We start from the raw sequence: 13,031 nt of genomic DNA, 5'->3' as shown, positions 1-13,031 counted from the left end.
TGCAACAGTGTTCTTAAAAAACACACTCCTCACCCTGTATTTTTACTTAGTCTTTGGTAGACTATTGCCAACGCATCAGCATCGCCCACATTTCCTGGAAACAGCACGACTGGCAAATTAGGAAACTGAGGATGTTCTGATGAAGTTATCACCATTGAACAACCAGCTAAAATTTGACCCAGTAAGCGCGCTGAAGTCAACCCTAAACCTACACTCAAGACATCATTGGAAGTAATGCCACCTTTACTGATTAAAAACCCCATATCCGATGGTAAACCCTGCACGATATCCATCAATAAGCCTGAAACTTCCACACCAAACTGTAGCCTTGTTTTAACATCTTTAAAAGTCAGTTCCTGACGGCTGGTATAAACCACTGGTGTTTTCCCAGCATTATGTGCTGCACGGACATGATGTAGAACCTCGGTTAGCAGTGTAGCAGATTCATTAGCTCCATCATCAACTAACCGCGTCACATCCACTTCAATTCCCATCGTTTTCTCTTGCTGCAGCAGCACTTCTAACTGCTGAGTCGTCTTTTTAACATGGGAACCAACAATCACGACACCTGGTTTACCTCCTCGCACATACTGTGACATATTTTCTGCAGCAATGGGTTGCGGTGGCAAGGCAGCTAAAGCCGTTAAAATACTCGCAGCGCTACGAAACAAAAAGCGTTTTCCTTGACTTGCTGCTGTCAGTACATCTTGTGCAAAGTGGTTGAGATCTGCTTGAGTTTCACCATCCACAACAGCACATTGGTTGTGACTCAGTTGCATGAGTCGTTCTAAGCTACCAGCCCGAATATCCCTCAATAAAAACCTTTCTACCGACTCAGCATCAATACGTCCTTGAGTTTTTTCTTCTACATACTTAGGTAAGTAGCTGTGATGATAGCCAAAAACTGAATCACGAGCAAATTCAGTTTCATGCACAGGGGTGGGAACACCGTCGATCATCAGATAATGGATACTATCGCGGGTTATACGTCCGCCCTCAAAAAACGCTGGTACAAGAAAATGAGCATCAAATGGACCAAGTTCAGAGGCAATGACATCAGTTTCAATTGGGTAATGTCCCCGTAAAGTCGAATCAGAACGACTGACAATCAGAACCCCCCCTTTGTCCCCCCCTTTTGAAAGGGGGGATAGAGAGGGGGTAGTATCTATAGCGGTTCTCAGGTTATGGCAAACCTCTCTGGTAATCGATGCTGCCTTTTCTGGGGGAAGGGCTCTTGTATTTGTTAACACAAAGAAAATCGGTGAATCATCTTGCAACCCCAAACGTAATGTTTCCACATCCCAACGCATGAGTAGCAAGCAACTGTGGACTGTTTGAGAACCTGTCGGATCATCATCTAAGACAATTATTTTTGGTTTGTTGGTCATCTTTAAGTCAACGGGACAATTGTGATCTCAGAAAATTTTGGCAAGTGTTGCTCCTTTGTAAGGAGGCTTGGAGATTACCAAGATTAGACTTTGTGAAATCTTGTCATCTCTGTTTGCACAGTCATTGCAATCTGCAATGATTGATTTAGGAGTTGAGCATACTCACCTGCCTGATTGCTCACTTGCAGGAGTTGCAAATCTGTGAAATTATTGACAAGTAACTCTTGATTATTAGTAAATAATTTTTTATTATCTCGTAAAATTCGTTCTGTTTTCAAAGCGCGAACAAAATCTTCTCTAATCAGTTGTAAAGCAGTAACAACTTTTTCTCTATCAGCTATACAACTCTCCGTATTTCCAGATGTTAGCTGTTGGTCATGGATATCGATAGCTTTGATAACAGCATGATATTTATCAACTTCATCTAAAAGTACTATGACTCTTCTGGGACAGGTGAAACGCCGCCAAAACCAACGCCCAATTATGACCGCAATTGGCACGCTTGTAAGTAAAATGATGCCTAGTAGAATTGAAGGACCAATTGTCAAAAGAATCATAAACGCATAAATCAACCCGACAATTATTGGAGTCAGCACTAGCACTACAACGATTTCATTCTTCAAAAAACTCAATCGTTTCTCGCGATTTTTCATTATAGATGGTCGCAAGACATCATCTGGATTTAACCCAATTAAGCGTCTTAGTTCTCCCTTAGTCATTTCCAGGCTCAATAAGTCCGGCTGCACAGATTGATACTCCTATCAAAGGGCTAGTGGCGTATTTGTTGTATCCTACTCCCTTCCCAGTCTAAGATGACCTCTCTTCATTTTCTTCTTCCAACGGGAGAACAGTCTCGTAAGCGCGGGCAACAAAGACAAGGATTTTAGGCTCAAAGACAAGCTGAGTAAAGTTTTCAAAGAATTTCAAAAAATTTTCTGAAATTCCTTGACACGCTTTGTAGTGTTTATGTAGTATGCTAGTCATTAAGCTTAAAACAAAAACTTCTAAACAAAGAGAGTCACTTAACAGTTATGTTGTACATTGCCCTAGTTTTCCAACTCAAACCTCCTCCAAAAGAGGAAAAAAATCAGAAGACATCTCACATGGATAACTCTGAATTCGATTTCCCTTCTCATCACCAAGTCAAAACAAAAACATCTGAATATATTCACACAATCCAAGAAAACTATTACTTAGAACGACGGTTTTTTTTGTAGTTAATTTTGTACACATTCACCAGTTATCAGTTATCAGTGATAACTGATAACTGTTCACTGGTTTAACCCTCTTCTAGCTTTCTCATTTCTACTTGCACGTCTTGTACAATTTGCAAGGCTTCATCAACTCGTCGTGCATATTCTCTCGCCTCATGGCTGACTTGTAATGCTTGCATAGCAGTAACATTGCTCTCCAAAAGTTCTTTATTTCAAGCTTCTAAATTTATTTATGGGGTATTGAATTTTGAATGTGTTAGCAGTGTGCCGCAGGCAGTGAATGCGTGAATTTTGAATTCCCCGATAGCCCAAGCGTGCCGTTAGGCATAGGGGTTGACCAGCTATTTGTTTCAAGTCGTCTTGTGTAATATATAAGCCTTGTAAATCAGGTTGCATAGCTGTGTATTTCTTCAAGAGGTTAGCTATTGATGAAAATTTGCCAAACAGCTTTTAATAGTTAAAGACAAGACGAAATCCTTTTATCTTTTCCCCTTTATCTTCAATCGTAATTCTTCCTTAATACGGCTAAGAATTGAACCTTCATCAAGGGTTGCTAAGATTTTACTAATCACAGCTTTAGGACCATCTGGTCCCCAATTTGCACCATTGGCTAAATATGCTTTGGTTACATACCCAAGACCATAGCAAGAAACACCTGCGACACCAGCTTGAGTTAGTGCTACCGAAAGATAAGCACCCAAGGAAGCACCGCCTGTAGCAGGTGCAGATAAACCAAGTAATGTTTTTAGCGAACTCAATCCCAAGTTTGCCAATAATTCGCTAGCACTGATACCACCCATACTGATAGCTATTCTTTGTAATAATTTTACGGCCCCAGTTTCGGTCATGGGAATGCCATAAAGTTTTGATAAGCCCAGAATCAGGACAATATCTATCACCGCACCAGCGAGAACATCTACTAGCATGACAGGATTGAGGGCGATCGCCATTGCTTTAGTCATCGTCGCCTTCCAAATTAACTGATTGGCACTCGTATCACGAATCTTCAGTTTGCGCTGCACCAATTGCTCGTTAACATTATCAGCATAAAGCATTGTGTTAAGGGCGACCAAAGCTTTACCTTCACGATGCAAAATTTCCAAAATTTTTAGTTTCAGTTCCTCGACTTGGGCTTGTCCTGTACGCAACTGCACACCCCTAGTACCATCGGGGCGATGAACCATTGTCCTTACTAATGGCGATGCTGCAGCCATCACAATTTCATCTGGTGAAAGTAATTCCCGTACTCTCTCATCCCGGATTTTTTGGTAAATTGCCATACGGTCTGCTTCAGGATACTGGTCTACTTTATTAAACACCAGCAAAATAGGTTTACCTGCTTCTCGTAATTGGGAAAGGGCTTCGTGTTCAACTTTCGTCATGTCACCAGCAATGACAAACAGAATCAAATCTGCTTGTTTTGCTATCTTTTGAGCCAGTGCAGCGCGAGTTTCACCATCAACTTCGTCTAATCCTGGAGTATCAATTAATTCTACTTGAGATTGACCTGTTCCTGGTAAAGTGACTCGCAAAGCACGTTCTGTTTCCCCAATTGCTTCCTCTGTTATATTCCAGTTTGCTGTTTGAGTATTGCGGGTGACACCGTGTAACGGACCTGTTTCAAACACGCTTTGTCCTACCAAAGCATTGAGTAGAGATGATTTGCCTCGTCCTACCATACCAAAGGCGGCTATCTGCACTACCATGCGTTCTAACTTCGAAAGCATGGTTTCCAAATCGCCAATTTCCATCTCCAGTCCGTCTTTTTCCTCTTGAGTGAGGTCAAGCTTATCTACCAAATTTCGCAGTGCTGTTCGCGCTTGTTTATAGTTGAGTTCTGCCTGAATGTCTTCAAAAGTGAAAATGGCACTATCGAGTTGTTCCTCCCAATTCAGAGAATTTTCGCCAATGTCGGACGAATCACTACGATGTGGATCGGGCAAGGGTAATGTTGAAGTCATATCAGTTTGGAATTTTAAATTTTTATGTATCTCTCACTATCATGACTTCCGTGAGGTGACGACGACCATAGTGAACTACCCAACCTTGCCGACGGGCTGAAGGTTGGGCTTCCAGTTTCAAGGCCAAATGCCTTAGCTTGGACTTCGCCTCCACTGATTGAAGGTGGGGACTTCCACGACCAGGTAAATTTCAATTTGTTGCATCAAAATTTACCACAGTTCGTACTTTCCCTGTTTTTACTAATACGGTGGATAAGCATAATCATCATCATCTGGATAAACGTAAGAACTGGAAACTCCAGCCGTCTCCATCCGAGGTGTTTCGGCTTTCATAGTTTCCTTTCCAAAGTCCTTGTACTCTTCAAATGTCTTACAGATAATTTCAGATTCTTGGGAGTCGGAAGCAATCAGGTACTCTATTAAGGTAGCAATTGTAGGATGTTTATAGTCCACAGTTGAAGCTACCAAAACTGTGTTAGGTTCAATTCCTCTTTCTTCACAGTTGATAATAGGGCAAAAAATTCCATGAGCGTGGAAAAGTGGACCTTTTGGTGTCAAAGGTTGCTTGCGATATCCAGAATAAGCCTTTTCTAGTTCAGCAAGAAACCCACTCGTGACTTTACCTTGTTGATACTCACAGTAAGCTTTACTAAAACTTGCTCCTGCTGCTCCATTGAGAGTTAACTGTAACGGTGATTCATGTAAAAACTTTTTCTCTTCTCCTACCAAATAAATTAAATAACGAGTAAATGTTTTAAATTTAAGTTTGTCTGCTAAAAAAGCATCGTAATTGTCTTTGAGTGTACCTAATTTCACACCAGTTTCTCGGTCTTTAACAGATAATGGTCCCCGACGTACTACGACTAGGCGAGGAGTAGTTGTGATATACACTGTTTCAATTCCAGAGCTAAATTCATGCTCCACTTCATGCCAATTGTTATCAGGTTGAAAACCCACAGCGTTAGCGTTATCTAGCTTAATTGCCAAACCGTGAGGCTGTAAACCGTTGGTACCATAGCGAGGATTAATCATCTGACACCAAGGGATGACTTGAGAAGCGGGTGCATTGTACTTCTCATCTTCAAAGTCGAATTTTGCAGATGGTTTCATCTAAAAGCCTTTGGGAGTGTGGAAACCGTGTACTTTTAAGTCACGAAGGAAACACGGTACTCGCTTCGCTCTCTACGGTTGATTTATCAACCGTCACATATCTTTAAAGTTCATTACCGCCTTGGAGTTACTAAATTCGGTGTACTTTTGTAATGCACTTTCAATGGGACAATTACCATTTCAAATCGTTCACTCTGTACGCATAATGATTTTGCTCCGTTCGGCGTTAGCCGTGGCGTTAGCCATAGAGCCTTCCTTTGCAGGAGTAAAGTTAGCTGAACCTAAGAGGTTCCGCTTCGCTAACGACAATGTTATTGGTCGGTACTATATCGAGAACACTGGCTTAACCCTATAAACCTGTTTAATCCCCAATTTCTAGAGCAACAAACTAGCTATGCCTAACGGCACGCTGCGCTAACGCATTCGTTGGTAGGAACTTGAACGCTTACCAATAACGTAGTACGCAAGGTACTGAGTCTGGTCAACTAATCCTAAAGCTTGAGGCTAGAAGCCCCTAGCCTTCAGGCAGGGGTGTTGACCGTCTTAGGCGCAACAAGAATATTTTGCACATCAAGTTTACAGCAATGAAAGCAGAAAACTCACCAGTAAGCAATTCAAAATTTAAAATGTCCTGTGGATACGCTACGCGCGTACTTCGCAGTTCCTCAAAAGAGTAGGCACAAAGTTCAAAATGAAAAAACAAGGGAAGCGCAAGTCGTTTTGCTCCTAGCTTTATGTATTCCTATATCCGTCAGAGCTAAGTATCTTGCCATTAAAGATAATTTCAGACTATAATTGAAGATTACGTTTTGTGATAGTTATTTTTCCTTCCTCTCCCTGGTGCGTTCTCTCTTGCCTCGTGCGTTTTTTTTCATGATTCAGATTCAACCGGAAACGATATGAAAATTTCAAAAAACCCGATTTTTGTGGAAAACCGGGCTTTTATAATTTTCACAAATCAAAACTCATAGAGTATTTGTGCCATATGGCTAAAAACTAGCAGCAAATGGCAATACTATTAAGATAATCGCTGCTGGTAATAGTCAACAATTTGTTCTATGACTTCAGAAATACTCATGCCATCGGTGCTAATTTCAATAGCATCTGCTGCTTTTTGCAGAGGGGAAACTTTGCGAGTGCTGTCTTTGCGGTCGCGTTCGGCGATGTCCTTTTCGAGCTGCTCTATACTAACCTCTGGTTGACCTTGTTTTTTAAAGTCTTGCTGACGTCTACGAGCACGCTCGCTGACAGAAGCAGTTAGAAAGATTTTCACTTCTGCGTCTGGGAAAACTTGGGTACCAATGTCCCTTCCTTCTGCAACTAAACCACCTTTTTTTCCCCAATTTTGCTGTTGTTTGACGAGTGCTTGACGGACAGTACTCACAGCGGCGATCGCCGATACTTTAGATGTGATCTCGTGAGTGCGAATTGCTTGAGTCACATCAATATCGTTAATCAAAACCTGCACTGGTGTTTGTAAATCTTTACCGGGGGCTAGTTCAATCACACAGTGGTTAGCTAATTCTGCGATCGCACACTCATCATCTAAAGCAATTCCCTTTTGCAGCACCAGCCAGGTCATAGCACGGTACATTGCTCCCGTATCTAAATAGACTAAGCCCAGCTTTGCTGCGACTTGACGAGCAACAGTGGATTTTCCGGCTCCGGCGGGTCCATCTATGGCGATGATGGGTTGGCGATCGCGCAGGATGATATTATCAATCAAACGTGTAGAACCAAGGCGAGCGGCGACCGCGAGCATTCCTTCCTCCTCAACTTTTTCTTCTATAAGCATCAACGTATTGGGTTCAACCAATTCGATATATTCCACAGATACACAACTGAACATTGCCATTTCTTGCTGCACGACTGCTATGAGCGCTTTTGGATCACGAACTCCTGCGCGAAACGCTGCTTGAGCCTTTTGCAAACCACGATACAACACAGCTGCTTGCTGCTTTTGTGTTGCGGTCAAATATTGGTTGCGAGAGCTCATCGCCAAACCCGATGCTTCCCGCACTGTAGGACAAGCAACAATTTCTATTGGGAAATTCAGATCAGCGACTAGCCGTCTAATAAGAGCAAGTTGCTGACCGTCTTTTTGACCGAAATAGGAACGGTCAGGCTGTACCAAGTTGAAAAGCTTGGTGACAATCGTGGCTACACCTTGAAAGTGACCCAGCCGAGTACGACCACACAAGCCTGATATCATAGCAGATGGTGGGATAACTTGTGTAATTTTTGATTCTTGTCCACTCTTCTGGACAACTCCCATCTCTTCCGGAGTCGGAGCAAAAATTACGTCTACGCCTGCTTGTTTGCAAAATAATTGGTCTTGGTCTGAAGTGCGAGGGTAGCTTTGGTAATCTTCGTTTGGACCAAATTGCAGCGGATTCACGAAGATACTAACAATCACTATGGCATTTTCTTGCCGCGCCCGTTGAATTAAGCTTAAATGACCTTCATGCAACGCTCCCATCGTGGGAACCAAACCCACTACCGTCTTTGAGCGAGCAGTCACCTCAAATGGCACTAGCTGTGCTTGCTCCGCAAGGTGGTTTTCAAAACGATGTTTAGCTAAATAGCAGCGTAAAGCTGCGACTGTTGTTAACAGGCGCACAAAAATACCCCTAGTGTTGTCTATCTCTCCCCAGTAGTTTATATCTGAAACTGAGGAGGAAACCAGCAATTAGGGGTATGAGATGAGGGGAGATGGGGAGACCTCCTGCGGAGGAATTCAAAATCACCGAAGATTGGATGCCTGCGGCAAGCCGCAAAGCGTCTACGGAGGAAACCTCCGCTCCAACTTCTCTCAAAATTCAAAATTCAAAAAAAGAATTATTAATGAGCGAATTTTGAGATTGCTTCGCTTCACTCGCAACGCTACGCGATGCGTGAATTTGTTAGCGTAGCGTGCCGTAGGCAGCGCAGCGAGTGGGGATTAGGGGCAGTGGGGTAGAGAGCGTTGCAAGAGCGCCCCCTATGCCTGCGGCACGGCTGTTGCCTATCGGGGAAGCGCGAGTATTGGGGAGAAGTTTCCCTCATTCCCTCATTGCTTCCCTCGTTTCTTCCTCATCTTCTTCATCCCTTACTCTTACCTTCCTATGACTTCTATCCGCACAGGTGCAACGCCGCTACCCATCATTCCTAAAATCCGCGCTGCAGCTACAGAAAGGTCAATAATTCGACCACGAATGAATGGTCCTCGGTCATTAATTCGCACCACTACAGAACGACCATTACGGGTGTTAGTCACACGAACTCGTGTTCCAAAGGGTAAGCTGCGATGGGCAGCAGTCATCCCTTCTGGATTAAATCTCTCGCCTGTGGCAGTACGGTTGCCAGAGCCATCATAGCCATAATAAGAAGCCATACCCCCAGAACCGCCTCGTACTCGTCTAGCAATGATCTGTGGTAACTTTGATATCGATACTGGCGATCGCGTGGGTAAATCAGCAATTTCATTCAAGGGAGATGCGTTACCTACTAGTCTGCGCAGGCGATTTGTTGCTTGCAGAGCATCTTTGGCTCGATCTTTGGTTGTCTGTGCTAACCTTGTATCATCATCAATTTCTACAATTTCGTTACCATTTGCCTTGATGATGTAGCGACCTTGTTGCAATTGCTGACCAGCTTGGTCATTTTTCTGGGCTTGATTTGCTGTAGACTCGCCTCCTGCTTTCCAACTTACAGTAATTTTATTGGCGTCTACTTTGTCCCAGATGAGCTGGTTTATCTTCGCGGCTACTCTTGAAGCCCTCTGAACTGGGTCATTTTTGGTATAATTAGCTTGATTTTTGACATCTATGCTTGCCCCAATACTTGCCCCAATAGATGCTACCTTTGTTGGGCTACTTGCATCTTCTGTGCTATCTTCATCACTAAATGCACCGACTTTTATTTGAGCACTTGCTGCTGGCTTGTTACCAACATTTTGACCCAAAAAGGTAAGAACGGGGATGTTGCGAATATAGAGTGTTGCCGCCTGACGTCCTGCCACTTCATGAGTGTGAATTTCAGTCATCACAGCCTTTGAAGTGAGGTTTTCTGCTTGGGATTTATATTCTCCTACTTTGACCACATCACTAGAAGCGAGTGGCAAAGCGGGAGACATTTCCTTGGTCGTTTGAGCACGACCTACTGACTGTATCCCAAAAACAGCAGTAAACACAGCGACAACAGTCAACAAATGTTTTTGATTCATGCGTCTGATAATTAAAGCGACTGAAGAACAAAAGTTTCATAATTTGCGGGATGCTTGGACCACTTAGAGTGAGATATCCCTAAACACTCAAACTCGTTCTGCTTTCACTTTTTGCTTTTAACAACTGCATTTTCTAACTGCAACAGACTATCACGAACTCCTATGCTTGGAAATCAGGGTTTGGGCACAATTCTCAGTAAATTTATCAAATTCAAACTCGCCTCGCTAGCTCAAAACCTTACTCAAAAGAGCATTTTGGCTGTGTAACACTTTTTTCTTATATTAGAAATTCGATTAGAAAAACCTAATAATATTTGGTAATTAAATTAATCAGGGTAGCGTATACGCTTGCTTATCAAAAGAATTGATGGTATTCGCTTGTCCAAATATTTGGTAATACCATACTTTAATTTTTATTTACAGTAGTTTTACCATAAGAATCAGTTTATATACAAAATAGACATATGTAGTGATTGAAATCACTACATAAGAAATGTGATTTGCAAAGTACGAGCTTTTAAGTCTTGTTTCTGGGTTGTTTTGCAAGCAGTAGCACAGTTTAACCAAGAAATATAATAAGAGTGTTTAAGTTCACTTTAAGAAATATCACTTTTTAGAAGCAGCTGGACAGTTTAGGTAATTCCTAATACACATGGACTCTAGGGTTTACTAGGAATGCAAGTAAAATAAATTACAAATTTAAATTACGTGGACAAAACAGTAAAGTTAATGTTTGGTTAATAACAATTTTGACTAGCAAAGCAAAATTACTAATGAGAGAATTAACTAGATTCATATGTACAAATCGAATATATAAAATCCAGTCAAAAAAAATATCGTCCAAAGTAGAAAGAAAAATGTAATGTTTTGTACCCAGCTGTCAGCTTTATGGTAAAGCAAGAAGATTTACAAACAATCGCATCCTCATTGCAATCTTTTCTTGAGGACTTGCATTCAAAGTATGAATCACGAGGGGATGGAACCGTAGCAAACTACATTCCGGAACTTGCAAAAGTCAATCCAGACTTATTTAGCATTTGTATCGCTACTGTCAACGGCGATGTTTATGAAGTTGGGGACTACAACCAACTATTTACGATTCAATCGATTTCTAAAGTATTCGTTCATGGACTGGCGCTTGAGGATCATGGACGAGATTATCTTTTGACTAGAGTTGGTGTAGAACCGACAGGAGACGCATTTAACGCAATTATCCTTGATGAGAAATCAAAGCGACCTTACAATCCAATGGTCAACGCGGGGGCTATAGCAACTACCAGCTTGATTAAAGGGTCAGATGCTACTGAACGTCTTAACCGGATGCTGGATATGTTCGAGAAATACACAAGTCACAATGTGTTTGTTGATATTTCAGTATTTACTTCAGAGCGTATCACAGGACATCGTAACCGTGCAATGGCTCACTTAATGCTCAATTTTGGCATGATTGACCAAAATATTGAACAAGCATTAGATCTTTACTTCCAACAGTGTTCTGTGATGGTGAATTGTCATGATTTAGCAGTCATGGCGGCTACTTTAGCTAACAAGGGTATCAATCCCATGACCGGAAAACAAGCTGTGGATAGCCGTTACGTTAAAGACATTCTCAGTGTTATGTACACCTGCGGAATGTATAATTTTGCTGGTGAATGGGCTTATAAGGTTGGTATTCCAGCAAAAAGTGGAATTTCTGGCGGAATTATTGCTATTGTTCCAGATGTCATGGGAATTGGAGTGTTTTCACCACCATTAGATTCACGCGGTAATAGTGTTCGAGGGGTTAAGGTTTGTGAGGAACTTTCACAGCAGTTTGGTTTACACTTGTTCGAGTGTTGGCGCAAGTGACATCCTCCCACACCAAATCAAATGTCGTTGATATCAACAAAGCTTTACTAGTTTGATCACCAGTGCTCCAAAAACGTTTCGTTAAACATACGTTATTTTTGACGTACGTTTAACGAAACGTATATTATGGAGGTATAGATTATAGTGGTACCGCAAAAATTGAGGGCTAACCCTGGAGGTCAAATTTCGCCAGATGAGGTTATTGGACGAGATCAGCTGATTTCGGAGTTTTGGGAAATTTTGGACAGACAAAGCTTGATGCTGAATGCAGAACGGCGAATGGGCAAAACTTGCATGATTAAGAAGATGCAAGCAGAAGCGCCAAAGGACAAGTTACCTGTTTACCATGACTTGGAGAAAGTACGCTCGCCCTTAGAATTTGTGGAGACTGTTTTGCAAGATGTAGAAGAATACTCAAGTGGCTTACGGCGAACAGCAAGGCGAACGCGCCAGCTATTGACACAAATTAGTGGTGCTGAATTCAGCGGTTTCAAGTTACCTGAATTTGCTGCTCCCCACTGGAAAAGACTGCTGACAGAAACCATAGCCGATTTGGTTGAAAATCAAGAGCGCAAAGTCATTCTGCTTTGGGATGAAGTTCCATATATGCTGGGTAATGTTGGCAATCAAGCGGCAATGGAGATTTTGGATACATTGCGTTCTATCCGTCAAATGTACCCCGATGTCAGGATGGTGTTTACGGGTTCTATTGGCTTGCATCATGTAATTGCTTCTTTGAAAAAAGAAGGATACACAAACGAGCCGACAAATGATATGTATGCAGCAGATATACCGCCACTGTCTTATGTTGATGCTAATGATTTGACCCATAGGTTACTTTTAGGAGAAAATATTTCTACGACTGATTCATGGGTAAGTGCTGCTGCAATAGCTCAAGCAATGGATGGCATTCCCTTCTACATTCACCACCTGATTATTAAACTAAAAATGCGGGGCAAAAAGGTGGATGCAGCAATTATCACTAAAACTATCGAAGATTGTTTATTAGATCCACTCAATCCTTGGAAGATGGATCATTATCGAGAGCGGATTGATAATTACTATAATGACGAGCAACGTCCTTATGCTCTAAATTTACTTGATGTTTTGGCAGTTTCAAACGAGCCTTTGTTATTTGATGAGTTGTTTCACAATCTCAAACAAGAGCCAGAAACACAAAACAAAGAAATGGCACGCACTGTATTAAGACTTTTAGAACGTGATTACTATATTATTCGACAAAGTGAAGGATATTGCTTTCGCTATTCGCTGATTAAACGTTACTGGAAATTATTGAGAGGTTGAG

8 protein-coding genes are annotated in these 13,031 nt (G+C 41.9%); 2 read left to right on the top strand and 6 right to left on the bottom strand.

The genetic code is table 11. The features are described from left to right. Positions 1–29: 29 nt before the first annotated feature. The 6 genes from DP117_RS06830 to DP117_RS06805 all read right to left on the bottom strand — a co-directional run bounded on the left by DP117_RS06830 (position 30) and on the right by DP117_RS06805 (position 9,877). Positions 30–1,388, bottom strand: a complete 1,359-nt coding sequence (locus DP117_RS06830; RefSeq protein ID WP_169217569.1) for a four-carbon acid sugar kinase family protein — start codon at positions 1,386–1,388, stop codon at positions 30–32. Between the two features lie 83 nt (positions 1,389–1,471). Beyond that, the gene (locus tag DP117_RS06825; RefSeq protein WP_169217568.1) at positions 1,472–2,134 is read right to left on the bottom strand and encodes a hypothetical protein; all 663 of its coding nucleotides are present in this window, start codon (positions 2,132–2,134) and stop codon (positions 1,472–1,474) included. Between the two features lie 947 nt (positions 2,135–3,081). Continuing rightward, positions 3,082–4,563 (bottom strand): GTP-binding protein, encoded by a 1,482-nt coding sequence (locus DP117_RS06820; RefSeq protein ID WP_169217567.1) that lies wholly within the window; start codon positions 4,561–4,563, stop codon positions 3,082–3,084. Between the two features lie 240 nt (positions 4,564–4,803). Continuing rightward, positions 4,804–5,673 (bottom strand): DUF5895 domain-containing protein, encoded by an 870-nt coding sequence (locus tag DP117_RS36030; protein ID WP_248277561.1) that lies wholly within the window; start codon positions 5,671–5,673, stop codon positions 4,804–4,806. 1,018 nt (positions 5,674–6,691) lie between these two features. Further along, positions 6,692–8,293, bottom strand: coding sequence for a bifunctional pantoate--beta-alanine ligase/(d)CMP kinase (locus tag DP117_RS06810; protein WP_169217565.1), 1,602 nt, complete (start codon positions 8,291–8,293; stop codon positions 6,692–6,694). 474 nt (positions 8,294–8,767) lie between these two features. Next, positions 8,768–9,877, bottom strand: a complete 1,110-nt coding sequence (locus tag DP117_RS06805; protein WP_169217564.1) for a septal ring lytic transglycosylase RlpA family protein — start codon at positions 9,875–9,877, stop codon at positions 8,768–8,770. A gap of 888 nt (positions 9,878–10,765) precedes the next feature. Here DP117_RS06805 and glsA point away from each other — a divergent pair. Both glsA and DP117_RS06795 read left to right on the top strand, forming a co-directional pair. Then, positions 10,766–11,725, top strand: coding sequence for a glutaminase A (gene glsA, locus DP117_RS06800; RefSeq protein ID WP_169217563.1), 960 nt, complete (start codon positions 10,766–10,768; stop codon positions 11,723–11,725). A gap of 144 nt (positions 11,726–11,869) precedes the next feature. Further along, complete coding sequence (locus tag DP117_RS06795; protein WP_339381039.1) at positions 11,870–13,030, top strand: ATP-binding protein; 1,161 nt, start codon at positions 11,870–11,872, stop codon at positions 13,028–13,030. Position 13,031 lies beyond the last annotated feature (1 nt).

Origin of the sequence: Brasilonema sp. UFV-L1, assembly GCF_012912105.1 — a bacterium.
Lineage (GTDB): Bacteria > Cyanobacteriota > Cyanobacteriia > Cyanobacteriales > Nostocaceae > Brasilonema.
The sequence above is the reverse complement of the archived record's forward strand: the minus strand, read 5'-3'. Positions and strand labels throughout refer to the sequence as shown.

What these genes read in the sequence shown, in the direction of transcription:
- DP117_RS36030 (WP_248277561.1), bottom strand. Translation starts at nt 5,673, where the DNA reads ATGAAACCATCTGCAAAATTCGACTTTGAAGATGAGAAGTACAATGCA.
- DP117_RS06805 (WP_169217564.1), bottom strand. Translation starts at nt 9,877, where the DNA reads ATGAATCAAAAACATTTGTTGACTGTTGTCGCTGTGTTTACTGCTGTT.
- DP117_RS06830 (WP_169217569.1), bottom strand. Translation starts at nt 1,388, where the DNA reads ATGACCAACAAACCAAAAATAATTGTCTTAGATGATGATCCGACAGGT.
- DP117_RS06820 (WP_169217567.1), bottom strand. Translation starts at nt 4,563, where the DNA reads ATGACTTCAACATTACCCTTGCCCGATCCACATCGTAGTGATTCGTCC.
- glsA (WP_169217563.1), top strand. Translation starts at nt 10,766, where the DNA reads ATGGTAAAGCAAGAAGATTTACAAACAATCGCATCCTCATTGCAATCT.